15 protein-coding genes are annotated in these 15643 nt (G+C 55.8%); 13 read left to right on the top strand and 2 right to left on the bottom strand.

Annotated features, from left to right (window positions below; genetic code table 11):
* Window positions 1–20: 20 nt before the first annotated feature.
* A complete protein-coding gene (gene mrcA, locus AC6I77_RS17595; RefSeq protein ID WP_008926270.1) occupies window positions 21–2570 on the bottom strand; it encodes a peptidoglycan glycosyltransferase/peptidoglycan DD-transpeptidase MrcA in 2550 nt (849 codons plus the stop codon).
* Between the two features lie 116 nt (window positions 2571–2686).
* Here mrcA and pilM point away from each other — a divergent pair, with 116 nt between their 5' ends.
* The 13 genes from pilM (at window position 2687) to AC6I77_RS17530 (ending at window position 14260) form a co-directional block, all read left to right on the top strand.
* A complete protein-coding gene (pilM, locus tag AC6I77_RS17590; RefSeq protein ID WP_140916367.1) occupies window positions 2687–3493 on the top strand; it encodes a pilus assembly protein PilM in 807 nt (268 codons plus the stop codon).
* Complete coding sequence (locus AC6I77_RS17585; RefSeq protein WP_003852996.1) at window positions 3493–4035, top strand: PilN domain-containing protein; 543 nt, start codon at window positions 3493–3495, stop codon at window positions 4033–4035. The genes pilM and AC6I77_RS17585 overlap by 1 nt, the downstream gene beginning before the upstream one ends.
* Window positions 4028–4525 (top strand): HofO family protein, encoded by a 498-nt coding sequence (locus AC6I77_RS17580; RefSeq protein WP_008926267.1) that lies wholly within the window; start codon window positions 4028–4030, stop codon window positions 4523–4525. The genes AC6I77_RS17585 and AC6I77_RS17580 overlap by 8 nt, the downstream gene beginning before the upstream one ends.
* Window positions 4515–4898: a HofP DNA utilization family protein gene (locus AC6I77_RS17575; RefSeq protein WP_003852993.1), complete on the top strand. Its 384-nt coding sequence runs from the start codon at window positions 4515–4517 to the stop codon at window positions 4896–4898. Before AC6I77_RS17580 ends, AC6I77_RS17575 begins: the two co-directional genes overlap by 11 nt.
* Window positions 4837–6108: a DNA uptake porin HofQ gene (gene hofQ, locus AC6I77_RS17570; protein WP_497817172.1), complete on the top strand. Its 1272-nt coding sequence runs from the start codon at window positions 4837–4839 to the stop codon at window positions 6106–6108. The genes AC6I77_RS17575 and hofQ overlap by 62 nt, the downstream gene beginning before the upstream one ends.
* A gap of 363 nt (window positions 6109–6471) precedes the next feature.
* A complete protein-coding gene (gene aroK / locus AC6I77_RS17565; RefSeq protein WP_003852989.1) occupies window positions 6472–6993 on the top strand; it encodes a shikimate kinase AroK in 522 nt (173 codons plus the stop codon).
* A 38-nt stretch (window positions 6994–7031) separates the two neighbouring features.
* Window positions 7032–8120: a 3-dehydroquinate synthase gene (gene aroB / locus AC6I77_RS17560; protein WP_039660822.1), complete on the top strand. Its 1089-nt coding sequence runs from the start codon at window positions 7032–7034 to the stop codon at window positions 8118–8120.
* 72 nt (window positions 8121–8192) lie between these two features.
* Complete coding sequence (locus tag AC6I77_RS17555) at window positions 8193–9239, top strand: SPOR domain-containing protein (RefSeq protein ID WP_337028769.1); 1047 nt, start codon at window positions 8193–8195, stop codon at window positions 9237–9239.
* A gap of 93 nt (window positions 9240–9332) precedes the next feature.
* Window positions 9333–10148 (top strand): adenine-specific DNA-methyltransferase, encoded by an 816-nt coding sequence (dam, locus tag AC6I77_RS17550; RefSeq protein WP_039660819.1) that lies wholly within the window; start codon window positions 9333–9335, stop codon window positions 10146–10148.
* Between the two features lie 67 nt (window positions 10149–10215).
* The gene (gene rpe, locus AC6I77_RS17545) at window positions 10216–10899 is read left to right on the top strand and encodes a ribulose-phosphate 3-epimerase (RefSeq protein WP_003852981.1); all 684 of its coding nucleotides are present in this window, start codon (window positions 10216–10218) and stop codon (window positions 10897–10899) included.
* Window positions 10883–11560: a phosphoglycolate phosphatase gene (locus AC6I77_RS17540; RefSeq protein WP_039660818.1), complete on the top strand. Its 678-nt coding sequence runs from the start codon at window positions 10883–10885 to the stop codon at window positions 11558–11560. Before rpe ends, AC6I77_RS17540 begins: the two co-directional genes overlap by 17 nt.
* A gap of 16 nt (window positions 11561–11576) precedes the next feature.
* Complete coding sequence (trpS, locus tag AC6I77_RS17535) at window positions 11577–12578, top strand: tryptophan--tRNA ligase (RefSeq protein WP_003852975.1); 1002 nt, start codon at window positions 11577–11579, stop codon at window positions 12576–12578.
* Window positions 12579–12982: 404 nt separating this feature from the next.
* A complete protein-coding gene (locus tag AC6I77_RS17530; RefSeq protein ID WP_497817171.1) occupies window positions 12983–14260 on the top strand; it encodes a cytosine deaminase in 1278 nt (425 codons plus the stop codon).
* Between the two features lie 35 nt (window positions 14261–14295).
* On the opposite strand, the gene tsgA is transcribed toward AC6I77_RS17530, so the two are convergent.
* The gene (tsgA, locus tag AC6I77_RS17525) at window positions 14296–15474 is read right to left on the bottom strand and encodes an MFS transporter TsgA (RefSeq protein WP_003852972.1); all 1179 of its coding nucleotides are present in this window, start codon (window positions 15472–15474) and stop codon (window positions 14296–14298) included.
* Window positions 15475–15643: the final 169 nt, after the last annotated feature.

Raw genomic sequence — 15643 nt, 5'->3', positions numbered from 1 at the left:
GTGCAATAACAGGGATCACATCAGAACAGTTCGTGACTCTCGCCGTTATCCATAATAGTGGTACCCACATCGTGAACCGAATATTCGGTCGGCTGGGTACCATTGATGAAGTACTCCTGACGCGTGTTACCGCCGCCATTTGCCAGCTTGCCGGTACTGCGATCGATTGTCACCGTGACGACGCCATCCGGCGGTGTCAATGGCTGCACCGGTACACCGTCCAGCGCGCTCTTCATGAACTCATCCCATGCCGGTTGCGCACTCTTCGCGCCACCTTCATAGCCCGATATCTGATCGGGAATCGCGCCGGAAAGCGTACTGCGGCCCAGATTACGGCGCGCATCATCAAAACCGATCCATACGGAGGTCACTACGCCAGGGCCGTAACCCGAGAACCAGGCATCTTTCGAGCTGTTGGTGGTACCGGTTTTCCCGCCGATATCATTACGTTTAAGGTCACGTCCGGCACGCCAGCCCGTTCCCATCCAGCCCGGTTCGCCAAAGATATTACTGTTCAGCGCGCTCCTGATGAGGAAGCTGAGCGGCGTATTGATCACGTGAGGTGCATATTGCTGATCGCCCTGCTGAGCCTGAGCAGGAACCTGCTCCAGTTCAGGCTGAGGAACTGCCTGATTCTGGTTGTTATTTGAGGCAGCAACGTTCTCAACACTCTCTTCATTCAGCGCCAGCGCTTTTTTGGTCTCACCATAGATCACCGGCAGATTGCACTGCGGACAGGCGATCTTCGGTTTCTCTTCAAAGACGGTGCCGCCCTGTTCGTTCTCAATCTTCGTAATGAAGTAAGGATCAACCAGGAAGCCGCCATTCGCCATCACGGAGTAGCCACGCACCACCTGTAATGGGGTGAATGAGGCCGCACCCAGTGCCAGCGACTCGGTGTGAACAATGTTCTGCGCCGGGAAACCAAAGCGCTGCAGATACTCTGCGGCATAATCCACGCCCATCGCACGCATCGCACGCACCATCACGACGTTTTTCGACTGACCTAATCCCTGACGCAGACGAATCGGACCATCGTAAGTTGGCGGTGAGTTTTTCGGACGCCAGTCTGCACCGGCACCTGCATCCCAGCGTGAAATCGGCACATCGTTCAGGATGGAGGCGAGCGTCAACCCGCGATCCATGGCGGCGGTATAAAGGAAAGGCTTGATGTTAGAGCCGACCTGGCGCAGTGCCTGGGTCGCACGGTTAAACATGCTCTGGTTAAAGGCAAAACCACCTACCAGCGCGCGCACCGCACCATCATTCGGATCCAGTGAGACCAGTGCCGAGTTCACATCCGGCACCTGACCCAGCCACCAGTCGTCACCCACTTTACGCACCCAAATCTGCTGGCCAGCCTGCAGGACCTGCGTCACGCTTTTCGGCGTCGGGCCCTGCACGGTGTCAGACTTATAAGCACGCGCCCAGCGCACACCGGCTAATGACAGCGACACATTGCTGCCATCCTGCATCATAACGGTCGCTTCATCGCTGCGTGCTTCCGTTACGACGGCCGGGTGGAGCGGGCCATAAACCGGCAGCACCTTCAGCGCTTTCTCGATCTTCGTCTGATCCCAGGCCGGTTCACCCACTTTCCACAGCACGCTGGTCGGTCCGCGATAACCATGACGCATATCGTAGGCCATGACGTTATTGCGCACCGAGGTCTGCGCGGCTTCCTGCAGACGACGAGTCACGGTGGTGTAAACCTTGTAACCGTCGGTGTAGGCATTATTGCCGTAGCGTTTCACCATCTCCTGACGCACCATCTCGCTGAGATAAGGGGCAGAGAAGGCGATTTCCGGGCCATGATACTTCGCCACCAGCGGTGTATTACGGGCCTCGTCATATTGCTGCTGCGTGATGTAATGCTGATCCAGCATACGCGCCAGTACCACGTTGCGGCGCGACAGGGCGCGGCTCGGCGAGTAAAGCGGGTTAAAGGTAGACGGCGCTTTCGGCAGACCGGCAATCATCGCCATCTCACTCAGCGACAGCTGGTCAACGGGCTTACCGAAATAGACCTGTGAGGCTGCACCGACGCCATAAGCGCGATAGCCCAGGTAGATCTTATTCAGGTAGAGCTCAAGGATTTCATCTTTATTCAGCAACTGCTCAATGCGGATCGCCAGGAACGCTTCCTTTATTTTACGCATCAGGGTGCGTTCCGGACTCAGGAAGAAGTTACGGGCCAGCTGTTGAGTGATGGTACTTGCACCCTGTGAAGCATGACCGGAGACCAGTGCAATGCTGGCCGCACGGAAAATACCCACCGGATCAACACCATGGTGCTCATAAAAACGGCTGTCCTCGGTCGCAATAAACGCTTTCACCATGACAGGTGGCACTTGCTGCAGAGTCAAAGGGATACGGCGCATTTCGCCATACTGGGCGATCAGGTCGCCATCGGCGCTGTAAACCTGCATAGGGGTTTGCAGACGCACATCTTTCAGCGTGTTCACGTCGGGCAGCTGTGGCTCTATATATTTGTATAAACCATAAATCGAGCCAGCTCCCAACAGGATGCAACACACTGTAAGGATTAATAAATACTTTACGAACTTCACCTGGAATTTCCCATCTGTTGTCGTTTGAGCAGTTTATAAACAACCGCGCGGTAGTATAAAGGCAAGCCAGACGCTTTGATATGTCCATTTTCCCGGACGATAAGGAGATCGCGCGCATGGCTTTTCATACCTGGCAAATTGGGCTGGATATTCAGAATAGGCAGATTTGTGCCCTTGCCCTCCAGCCTCGTCGTGATGGCTGGCAGCTACGCCACTGGTGGCAGCAGCGGCTGCCGCAAGATACGTTAAGAAACGGCGTGCTGCAATCTTCGCCTGAATTACTGGCGGCCTTAACGGCATGGCGTCAGCGGTTGCCGCGTCGTTATTCGCTGCGTGTCGCACTGCCCGCCCGGCTGGTGTTACAGCGCCAGCTTCCCCTGCCTGCGCAGGCGCTGAACGAACCCGCGCTGGGGCATTACGTGCAGGCGGCCGCGCGCCGTCTCTTTCCTCTGGAGCCCACTGCGCTGGCGCTGGATTACCGGCCGGATGCAAAGCGTGATCAACTCTGCGTCACGGCCGCGCGGCTGGAGATTATCGATCAGTGGGCAGCGCCACTGTTACAGTCAGGATTAAAGCCGCAGGTGTTTGAACTGACCACTAATGCGTTGAAGCGATTAGCCCGGCAGGCAGCACTGAAATCCGGCGCGGTACTGGTTCTGCAGCAGGATAACCGCTGGCTCTGGAGCGATGCGCACTCAGCGGCTGACATCGGCGAAGTCGCCACACTGGCGGCCCTGCGGCAGCAGGCTTTCCCCGACGCCAGTTTTGTTGCCTGGTGCGCCGCAGAGCCGGGTGTACTGCCCGCCGAAGCCACCCGCTTTTCCCCTTTTGATCTCTTTCGCTATAAGCAACCTCCTTTGCCGGAAAACCCGGGAGCCTTTGCGCTGGCGGCCGGGCTGGCGCTACGTGATGGAGATGAATAATGGTGGCGGTTAATCTGCTGCCCTGGCGGCAGCACCGTCGGCAACAGCAGCAGCGGCAGAGTCTGGTGATGCTGTTACTGATGCTGGGTACGTTGTTTCTGGTTGTTGTGCAACAAACCTGGCAGATCCATCAGGCGCGTCAGCAGGTGGCGCAGACGCGCAGTTTACAGCAGCAGGCGCTGGACGCTCTGGGACAACAACTCGCGCAGCAAAAGCAGTTACTCGCCCGGCTCGCCGTCGTACAAAAACAGCAGGCAAAGCAGCGTCAGCAGGCCGTGCAACTGGCTGCCTGGCAGCAGTTCTGGCTCAATTTACCCGTGTTGATGCCCGATTCCGCCTGGCTGACCCGTCTGGAGAAGCGTGACAATCATCTGACTCTGGAGGGCCAGGCGCAGGATATGGCCTCGGTCCGGCAATTCCGCCAGCAGTTAACTACGGTCGCCCTGCTGGATCAGGTTAAGCAGGGCGGTGTAAAGCGGCAGGCCGATGGCAGTTATCGTTTTTCACTGCGGGCAACGGTCCAGGCGGTGGCTGATGAATGAGTGGTGGGAGCGGTGGTGGCAGATGGCCGCGCTTCCGCGTTACGGCTTGCTCGCCGCCCTCGCATTCTGCCTGCTCCTGCTCTCGTGGATTCTCTGGCTGCGGCCACAGCAGCAGGCGCTGACAACTGAAAAGGTGGCGCTGTTGCAGTTGACCCGTACCCTGCAGCAGCGCCAGCAGCAGTGGCGTCAGCATCCTGATAATGAGGTGTTGCAGGTGCAACTGGCGGAAATTCAGCGTGCCCGGTCTGTATCTGGCACATCAGGCCTGGCACTGGAAGCGATTCTGGCGGCACGTCGTAACCAACTGGAAGAGTGGCAGCCGGATGCACCCTCCCGCGTGCTGACGCTGCATCTGCAGTGGCCGGCATTCCAGTCGCTTTTTGCCGAGCTTGCCGATGCCTCCGCACCGTTTCCGGTGCATTTCCTGCTGCTGGCGCAGCCGCAGTTCCTGATCGCTCAACTCTGGCTGGAATCTGACGATGCGCCATAGCCTGCTGATTTTACTGCTGTGCTGTAGCAGTGTGGTGGCGCGTGATCCGTTCAGGCCGGTTGCCGGTTCAGTGTGTGAAGCGTCAGTGGAACCGCTCACTGGCTGGCGTCTGCAGGGGATTATTGGCCGGGAGGCGCATTTCCATGCCTGGCTGATTGGTCCGCATAAAGAGATTGTCATCGCCCGCATCGGCAAACCTTTTCCTGTAGCGCCCTGGCAACTCACTGACATGACCCGCCGCAGCATCACCTTAGCGGTGCAAAACAGCTGCACCGCACAACAGACTACATTCTATTTAAAAGGACGTTCGTATGGTTTGGATAGCCACTCTGCTGCTGGTCATCAGCTGCCTGCTGCCGGTTTACGCCGCTGATGAGGAACCGCTCAGCCTGACATTTGATAATGCACCGGTAGAGCGTATTTTGCAGGCGCTGGCTGATTATCAGCAGATCAATCTGATGATTGCGCCAGAGGTGGAAGGTTCGTTATCGCTGCGGCTGGATAACCTGCCGTGGCATCAGGCGCTGGAGCTGGTGGCGCGCATGGCAAAGCTGACGCTGATTGAACAGGATAATGTCCTGCTGGTCTATCCGGAAAGCTGGCAACAGGCGCAACAGCAGGCTCGTGCGGCTGAGCAGCAGGCGCAGTTGCAGCAGGTCCCTTTACAGCAGCGCGCGGTCACATTGCGTTATGCCAGCGCCAGCGAGGTGCATGCCAGTCTGCTGAGTGAGCGGCAGTCGCTGATGACGGCGCGCGGCAGCGTGACAGTCGATAAACGGACCAATGCGCTGTTACTGCGCGATACCGCAGCGGCTTTAAAAGAGACAGAACGCTGGATACGGGCGCTGGATCTGCAACTGGAGCAGATTGAGCTCTCAGCGCATATCGTTACCATCAGCGAAGAGCATTTGCAGGAGTTGGGGGTGAAGTGGGGATTGCAGGCGGGTGACGCCGCAGTGACTGACATTCTGCACCATCCCCGTCTGGATATCCCGCTGGCGTTGAGTTCACCCGGCATCAGCGTGGGGATGGCGCTGGCGCGTATAGGCGGCCAGCTTCTGGATCTGGAGTTAAGCGCGCTGGAACAGGAAAACCAGATTGAAATCATCGCCAGTCCGCGCCTCTTTACCTCACATCAGCAGACCGCATCGATTAAGCAGGGCACGGAGATTCCTTATGAAGTGTCAGCAGGAAACAGCGGGGCAACCAGTATTGAGTTTAAAGAAGCGGTGCTGGGCATGGAGGTGACACCGACCCTTTCCGGTAATGGCCGCATCCAGCTGAAAATTCGTATCAGCCAGAATATGCCGGGTCGCAGCATCAGAACCGGTGACAGCAACATATTATCCATTGATAAACAGGAAATTGAGACTCAGGTCACGGTCAGTGACGGGCAAACACTGGCGTTAGGGGGTATCTTTCAGCAGCAGCGTAGTCGTGGCGAGAATAAGGTGCCGCTACTGGGAAATGTGCCGCTGATTGGCGGGTTATTTCGCCAGCAATCTGAGCAGCGCAAAAAAAGAGAGCTGGTGATCTTCATTACGCCACGATTGGTCAGGGAAGCAGCGCTTACGGCTGGATAAAACGGAAAATGCGTCCCTTAAGGCCATCTGCGTTGACGCAGGAGAGGAATTAGCTTACAAGGTTTAGCGATTTTCAATACGGTGTAACCGTCTAGGCTGGGTAAATCCCGGCAAACAGATCAGAAAACTTCTCTGTAAGCAGCGTTGTAAAAGACGCAGCGCTGGCGCGTTACAGTTTCGCGAACACAGGCCAATTCAGAAATGGATGTGCTGAAGGCAATATAATCGGTTGCCAAACAGCCTTGAGTGTTGAGATAATTTTTCATCTGACTCTTGCTAACGCTCATGAGGTCTCAGTTCCTGTCCCGCCAGCGAATGCTGAACGCGGGGTATCATTAACGAATTCTTAGTAATACCGACAAAATGGCAGAGAAACGCAATATCTTTCTGGTTGGGCCGATGGGTGCCGGCAAAAGCACTATTGGCCGTCAGTTGGCTCAGCAACTCAACATGGAGTTCTTCGATTCCGATCAGGAAATTGAGCGACGCACCGGAGCGGATGTGGGCTGGGTTTTTGATGTCGAAGGCGAAGCTGGCTTTCGCGATCGCGAAGAAAAAATCATCAACGAACTGACCGAGAAGCAAGGCATCGTCCTGGCGACAGGCGGGGGTTCCGTCAAATCCCGGGAAACGCGTAATCGGCTCTCCGCTCGCGGTGTTGTGGTTTATCTTGAAACCACCATCGAGAAGCAACTGGCGCGCACCCAACGTGACAAAAAACGTCCGTTGCTGCAGGTGGATTCACCGCCGCGTGAAGTGCTCGAAGCGCTGGCTGGCGAACGTAACCCGCTCTACGAAGAGATCGCCGATGTAACCATTCGCACAGATGATCAGAGTGCGAAAGTGGTGGCGAATCAGATTATCCACATGTTGGAAAAAAGTTGATCCAACGTTCGAAGGCTCTTTAACAGGTATCGAGCATCATGGAGAAGATCACCGTCTCACTAGGGGAACGCAGTTACCCCATCACTATCGCCGCCGGACTGTTTAACGATCCGGCTTCTTTTTGGCCGCTACGCGCGGGCGAAAACGCCATGGTGGTGACAAACCAGACGCTGGCTCCGCTTTATCTTGACCCGCTTACAGCGCTGCTGAAGGCGGCTGGTGTAAAAGTGGATCAGGTGATCTTACCCGACGGCGAGCAATACAAGACGCTGGCCGTAATGGATCAGGTTTTTACCGCACTTCTGCAAAAGCCGCACGGTCGTGATACGACGCTTATCGCCTTAGGCGGTGGCGTCATTGGCGATCTTACCGGTTTTGCTGCGGCCAGTTATCAGCGTGGCGTACGCTTTATTCAGGTACCGACCACCTTACTGTCGCAGGTTGATTCTTCGGTTGGCGGTAAAACGGCCGTTAACCATCCGCTGGGCAAAAACATGATCGGCGCGTTTTATCAACCCGCGTCGGTGGTGATTGATACGGCCTGTCTGAAGACACTGCCCGCGCGCGAACTGGCGTCGGGTCTGGCGGAAGTCATTAAGTACGGCATCATTCTCGACGGGACATTTTTTGAGTGGCTGGAGCAGAATCTTGATGCTCTGCTGGCGCTGGATGAACAGGCGCTGGCGTACTGCATTCGTCGCTGCTGTGAGCTGAAAGCCGAGGTTGTTTCGGCCGATGAGCGTGAAAACGGTCAGCGGGCGTTGCTTAATCTGGGCCATACTTTTGGTCATGCGATTGAAGCACATATGGGCTATGGCAACTGGCTGCATGGTGAAGCCATTGCGGCAGGCATGGTGATGGCAGCACGAACGGCTGAACGTCTGGGGCAGTTCCAGGCGCAGGAGACCGACCGCATTATTGCGCTGTTCCGCCGTGCCGGTTTACCGGTGCATGGGCCGCAGGCGATGAGTGCGGAGATGTATCTGCCGCACATGATGCGCGATAAAAAAGTTCTGGCGGGCGAACTGCGGCTGATACTCCCGCTGTCGATTGGTCGCTCTGAAGTGCGTGGTGGCGTGGCACATGATATGGTGCTGGCTGCGATTAATGATTGTCAGCAACCCTGAGATTAAGCAGTTGAGTGGTGACGCGGCGCGCAGGGTGCGCAGTGCGGAATGCCGCTTTACGGAGGAGGCAAAATGGATGAGTTTAAACCGGAAGACGAGTTAAAACCTGACGCCAGCGACCGCCGTCCCTCGCGCCCGCGTAAGCCGTCTGCCGCAGCCAAAGTACCGGCGTCGCGCCAGCGCATCATGATGGGTGTCGGGATTCTGGTTCTGCTGTTACTGGTACTGGGTATTGGTTCAGCGCTGAATGGCCCGGATGAGAAAAAGCCAGCGACTGCGGGCACGACTCCTGCCGCCAGTGGCGGTTCCGGTAGCGAGAAGAATATCGATCTGGGCGGCTCCTCTTCCATGTCAGCCGGGCAGACTCCTCCGTCAGGTCAAACCACGCCAGCGCCTGACGCAAATAACGCATCGACCAGCGGTGAGGGTGCCTCTGCTCCTCAGCGTGACGTTTCCATGCCGCCTGTGGCGTCAACGCCTACCCAGGCCGCGCCGGTTGACGCGCCAGCAAATCAGCAGCGCGTCACGCTGCCAGGCGATCTGAACAGCGCGCTGACGAATCAGCAGCAGCAGGTCGATAACGCTGCGATGGGAACGCAGGGTGGCAGTTCACTGCCGACGGCGCCCGCGACGGTCAGCGGTAATGCAGGAACGGCAGCCAATCCTGTCGCCGCACCTTCACGTCAGACGCCCAACAAATCCAGTGCTTCTGCACGTCCGGCGCATGATTCATCGCATAAAACGGCGTCGAAACCTGCAACCCGTGACAGCAAAACGCATACCACGCCAGCGCATTCCCCAGCCAGTTCTGCTCCGGCCACTGCGTCCACCGGCAGCAGTTCAGCCAGCAAATCCGTGCCAGGCGGCAGCTATACGCTGCAGCTGAGCGGTGCATCGAAGGCGGAAAGCCTGAATGCCTGGGCTAAACAACAGAATCTGAGCGGGTATCACGTCTACAAAACCACCCGTAACGGTCAGCCGTGGTATGTGCTAGTGAGTGGATCTTATGCCACACCGGCGGATGCCAAACGCGCTGTCGCGTCGCTGCCTGCGGAAGTACGTGCAAAAAATCCCTGGGTAAAACCCGTTAGCCAGGTGAAGAAAGAAGCCAGCCAATAGCGGATGTGGGGCCATGTTCTGGCCCCGTTTTAAGCGCAGATCTGCTGTCGGTAAAGCCACAGCCTCACAATAAGATGTAATAACCACGACAGCATGAAAAAAAATCGCGCTTTCCTGAAATGGGCAGGGGGAAAATTTCCCTTAGTAGAAGAGATCCATCGTCACCTGCCGCAAGGCGACTGTCTGGTCGAGCCCTTTGTGGGTGCAGGTTCAGTGTTTCTGAACACGGAGTTTGATCGCTACCATCTTGCAGATATCAACAGTGACCTGATTAATCTCTACAACATTGTTAAAACGCGCACGGCGGATTTCATTCGTGACGCGCAGCTGCTGTTTACGCCGGAAGGTAACAACGAGATCTGTTATTACCAGCGGCGCACCGAATTCAACACCAGCACCGACGCCTACCAGCGTGCGCTGCTGTTCCTCTATCTGAACCGTCACTGTTACAACGGCCTCTGTCGCTATAACCTGCGTGGTGAGTTCAACGTGCCGTTTGGCCGCTATCGCAAACCCTACTTTCCGGAAGCAGAACTGTTATGGTTTGCCGAGCGCGCGCAAAAAGCGACGTTTGTCTGTGAATCGTACGATGTTACGCTGACCAATGCTGGCAAGGGCTCTGTGGTCTATTGCGATCCGCCTTATGCACCGCTGTCGGCAACGGCTAATTTCACGGCTTATCACACCAACAGCTTCAGTCTGCGTGAGCAGGAGAATCTGGCGGCGTTAGCGGCACAGCTCGCTTCGTCGGAGAACCGTATTCCGGTTCTGATTTCTAACCACGACACTGCACTGACGCGTTTGTGGTATCAGGATGCAGTGTTACATGTGGTCAAAGCCCGGCGTTCTATCAGCCGAAGCATAACGGGTCGCACCAAGGTCGACGAACTGCTGGCACTTTATCGCTAGTCTGTTTCGTCCGCGACCAACGCATCACGCCAGCCTCCGGGCTGGCGCACAACAGTGGGAGAATCGGATGAAACAATATTTGCTGGCCCCTTCAATCCTTTCGGCGGACTTTGCCCGTCTGGGCGAAGACACAGCCAAAGCGCTGGCGGCCGGAGGTGACGTGGTGCACTTCGACGTGATGGATAACCACTACGTCCCTAATCTGACCATGGGTCCGATGGTGCTAAAAGCACTGCGGGACTATGGCATCACCGCTCCCATCGATGTGCATCTGATGGTGAAGCCGGTAGATGCGCTGATCCCTGAGTTCGCCAAAGCCGGCGCCACTTACATCACCTTTCATCCCGAAGCCAGCGAACATGTTGACCGCACCCTGCAATTGATTAAAGAGCATGGCTGTAAAGCAGGTCTGGTGTTTAACCCGGCGACCCCGCTTAGCTATCTGGATTACGTCATGGATAAGCTGGATATCATTCTGCTGATGTCAGTGAACCCTGGTTTTGGCGGTCAGTCATTTATTCCCGGCACCCTGGATAAACTGCGTGAAGCGCGCAGACGTATCGATCAGAGCGGTTACAACATTCGCCTTGAAGTGGATGGCGGCGTGAAGATCGACAATATCCGCGAGATAGCGGCTGCCGGTGCTGACATGTTTGTCGCCGGTTCTGCCATCTTCGGTCATCCTGACTATAAAAAAGTGATCGACGACATGCGCAATGAACTGGAGAAAGCCAATGGCTCATTTCACTGAGATTCGTGCGCTGGCGTTTGATCTCGATGGCACGCTGGTGGATAGCGCGCCAGGTCTTGCTGATGCGATCGACCGCACGCTGAGCGATCTCCGCCTGCCGCAGGCGGGCCTTGAGCGGGTCTCCACCTGGATCGGCAACGGTGCCGATATCATGATGGCCCGCGCGCTGACCTTCGCGCTGGGTCGCGAACCGCAGCCTGAAGAGCAGCGTGATGCGCGGGCGTTGTTTGACCGGCACTACGCCGATACGGTAGAGGCGGGTAGCACGCTGTTTCCACAGGTAAAACAGACGCTGGAGGCATTAAAGGCTTCCGGATTGCCGATGGCGATTGTGACGAACAAGCCGACGCCGTTTGTGGCACCGTTGCTGGAATCGCTGGGCATTGCCGATGCGTTTTCGCTGATTATTGGTGGCGACGATGTGCCGGTTAAAAAACCGCACCCTGCAGCGATCTTTATGGTGCTGGGCACCTTCGGCGTATTGCAGAATGAGTTGCTGTTTGTTGGCGACTCTCGCAATGATATTCAGGCGGCGCAGGCGGCAGGCGTACCGAATGTGGGTATGACCTTTGGTTATAATTATGGCGAGCCGATTGTGACCAGCCAGCCCGATTTAACCCTCGACTCTTTCGACGAACTTTTGCCCGCTCTGGGGCTGTAAATATCAGGACTTAAGTATGAAACCCATCGTTTTCAGCGGCGCACAGCCGTCCGGCGAACTGACCATTGGCAACTATATGGGAGCGCTGCGTCAGTGGGTGCAGATGCAGGATGATTTTCACTGCATTTACTGCATCGTTGATCTGCACGCAATCACCGTGCGTCAGGATCCTGCAGCACTGCGCAAAGCGACGCTGGACACGCTGGCGCTTTATCTGGCCTGTGGTATCGACCCGGAAAAAAGCACCATCTTTGTTCAGTCGCATGTGCCAGAACACACGCAGCTGAGCTGGATCCTGAACTGCTACGCCTACTTCGGTGAACTGAGCCGCATGACGCAGTTCAAAGATAAATCAGCGCGTTACGAAGAGAACATCAACGCTGGTCTGTTCGATTATCCGGTGCTGATGGCGGCGGACATTCTGCTTTATCAGACCAATCAGGTGCCGGTGGGTGAAGATCAGAAGCAGCATCTGGAGCTGAGCCGTGATATCGCACATCGCTTCAATGCGATCTATGGCGACATATTCAGAGTGCCAGAGCCGTTCATTCCGAAATCGGGTGCGCGCGTCATGTCGCTGCTGGAACCGACCAAAAAAATGTCCAAGTCCGACGATAACCGCAATAACGTTATCGGCCTGCTGGAAGATCCGAAAGCGGTCGTGAAGAAGATCAAACGTGCCGTTACTGATTCTGAAGAGCCGCCAGTGGTGCGCTACGACATCAAAGAAAAAGCGGGCGTGTCTAACCTGCTGGATATTCTGTCAGGCGTGACCGGTAAAACCATTGCTGAGCTGGAGCAGGAGTTCGAAGGCAAAATGTATGGTCATCTGAAAGGCGCGGTAGCCGATGCTGTGTCGGGCATGCTCTCTGAGCTTCAGGAGCGTTATCATCGCTTCCGCAACGATGAAGCCCTGCTGGAGCAGGTAATGCGTGATGGCGCGGCCAAAGCACGCGCACAGGCGCAGGAAACGCTGAAGAAGGTTTATCAGGCGGTAGGCTTTGTCGCGATGCCATAATGGCTGAGCAGACAAACAACGCGGCGGGCTTTGTGCCCGCCGTTTTTATTTGCAGGATTTAAAACCAGCGCAGGCTTTCACGCAGACTCACCACGCTGCCGATGATCATCAGGCTGGGACTGGTCACCTCTCCGGCTGGCCGACCATGCCGTTACCAATAACGACGACATTGTGCTTGCTCATTTTTGCCTCAAATTTGCGATATCTGCGGCTACAATAGCGCGCCATTTCTGACGCTTATTGATATACATCAACCACGGTCCTATATACCTATTAAGAGGTATGTTTTTGATTTTAATTAAGTTTATCTGGTGAGGCTAACCTGCTGAATATCCTGCATTGCCGTGCGTGGTATGAATCGTGCTAGTTTTAACCACTCAGGTTAACCGGATAAGGAATCAGCCATGTTGTCACCCAAGTGGATCAATAACGTGCGTTTACCCTGGCGGGAAGGATTGTGGCAAATCGAAATCGCCGACGGAAAAATTGCCCGCATTTCAGCTCAGCCGCAGCAGCCTTCACCCGCGGATCAATCACTGGACGGTGAGGGCGGCATAGCCTGCGCGCCCTTTATTGAGCCTCATATTCATCTGGATACCACCCAGACGGCGGGTGAACCGGCATGGAATCAATCCGGGACGCTGTTTGAAGGCATTGAGCGCTGGGCCGAACGCAAGGCGCTGCTCAGCCACGAAGATGTTAAACAGCGGGCGTTGCAGACGCTGAAGTGGCAGATCGCCAACGGTATCCAGTTTGTCCGCACTCACGTTGACGTGTCCGATCCGTCACTGACGGCGCTGAAAGCGATGCTGGAGCTGAAAGCGGAGATGGCCCCATGGATCACCCTTCAGATTGTCGCGTTTCCTCAGGAGGGCATTCTCTCTTATCCCAACGGCGAAGCATTGCTGGAGGAGGCGTTACGGCTGGGCGCGGATGTGGTCGGCGCCATTCCGCACAACGAATTCACCCGCGAATATGGCGTCGAGTCGCTGCATAAAACCTTTGCGCTGGCTAACCGCTACGACCGGCTGATCGATGTTCACTGCGATGAGATTGATGATGAACAGTCGCGTTTTGTGGAAACCGTGGCGGCGCTGGCACATCGCGATGGCAACGGCGCACGTGTGACGGCCAGTCATACCACCGCAATGCACTCTTACAATGGCGCGTACGCCTCACGGCTGTTCCGGCTGCTTAAACTGTCGGGCATTAACTTTATTGCCAATCCGCTGGTCAATATTCATCTGCAGGGTCGCTTTGACACCTATCCTAAGCGGCGCGGGATAACGCGCGTAAAAGAGATGCTGGAGGCAGAGATTAACGTCTGCTTCGGCCACGACGATGTGTTTGATCCCTGGTATCCGCTGGGCACCGCCAATATGCTTCAGGTGTTGCATATGGGATTACATGTCTGTCAGCTGATGGGCTATGAGCAGATTGATGCGGGTCTGGATCTGATTACGCATAACAGCGCGAAGACGATGCAGCTGTCAGGTTATGGCATTCAGAGCGGCAACGAGGCCAGCCTGATCATTCTGCCAGCGGAAAGCGGTTTTGATGCGGTCAGAAGGCAGGTGCCGGTGCGCTATTCATTGCGTCGTGGTGTCGTGGTGGCAGAGACAAAGCCCGCAGAAAGCGAGATTTACTGGCGGGAACGGGAGCGCATCGACTTCCGGCGGTAGAAAGCAGAGCGGCGATGACTCGCCGCTCTGAAGGATTAATGCGTGACGTGACCGTGAGTACGATGACGGCTGACAAAGCCGAGCAGGGCACACATTACAAACACCACGGCGTAGAGCGCGTTAGCCGTCGCCAGTGCGGTATGCACACCACTTTTCTCAACGATAGGTGCCGTGACCACAAAGGTCAGCATGGTGCCGACGGTGCCGCAGGTCAGGATGAAGTTCACCAGCTTCGGTGAAGCCACTTTGGTCTGTAGTGAACCCAGAGTGATAATGGTGGTGTAGATAGCACTTGAGCTGAAACCAAGAATCATGATGATCCACTTCAGCATGCCAGCATCGCTGCTGCTGACGAACCAGTACATCAGCACGGTCGCCAGGCCTGCCAGCACCATCAGAATGCGTTGCAGATCGAAGAAACGCAGCAGGAAGCTGAAGGCCCACATACCCACCATATACGCCGTCCAGAAGCTGCCCACCAGTTGTCCTGCGTCATTGATGTTCATGCCCATGACTTTGGTGGCATATTCCGGCACCCAGGAGATAAAGCCGAGCTGGCCCAGAATGTAGCAGAGTGCCGCCACTGCCAGCAGCAGCACGCCCACACCCCATTTTTCTTTCTCAACCGTCGGGCTGTTTTCAGGCTTACGCAGCACCGGGAACTCAACAAACAGCGTCATGATGAAGATGGCGACGTAGATAAAGCCGATGCAGACGTAGACCCAGTACCACGGCAACTGACGCGCCAGCAGAATCCCTGCCAGCACCGGAAACAGTGTGCCCGCCATGCTGAAGAAGGAGTCGGTGAACAGCAGGCGTGAACCACGCTGACGACCTTCATACATGTGGGTAATCAGGAAGGTGCCGATCGACATGGTAATGCCGCTCACCACACCCAGTACAAACATGCAGAGCGAGAAGACAGTGAGATCGCGGCTGGTCATCAATCCGATTATCGCCAGCACCATCAGGACGAAGCCGAAAATAAGCTGGCGCTTCAGCGGCACAATGACCATCAGCCAGGCGTTCAGGAAGACCGCAGCTAAAATGCCGCTGTTGAGGAAGGTGAAGGTATTACTCATGCTGGAGATGGGGATCTGGAAATCTTTTGCGATATCGCCCATTACCATGCCGGTAACGATCACCAGCGCGCCGGTCAGTGCATAGGAGAAGAAGCTTATCCAGGTGAGGCCAATACGATTACGGTTTGTCATGTTCTGAACCTGTTGAGAACCGGGTGGCAAAAAGTGTCAGAAAGTGTAAACGGAACTGTGATCTTAATAAACAAGCAGTGAAACTACAGATCCATATTTCATGTATTGTGTGATTTTAATCACGCAATTGCGGGTGTTTAACGTTTGCTCAGACCTTTTGCTGCAACAG

The sequence above is a fragment of the Pantoea sp. X-Soil-ISGK-259 genome, assembly GCF_059730705.1.
The sequence above is the reverse complement of the archived record's forward strand: the minus strand, read 5'-3'. Positions and strand labels throughout refer to the sequence as shown.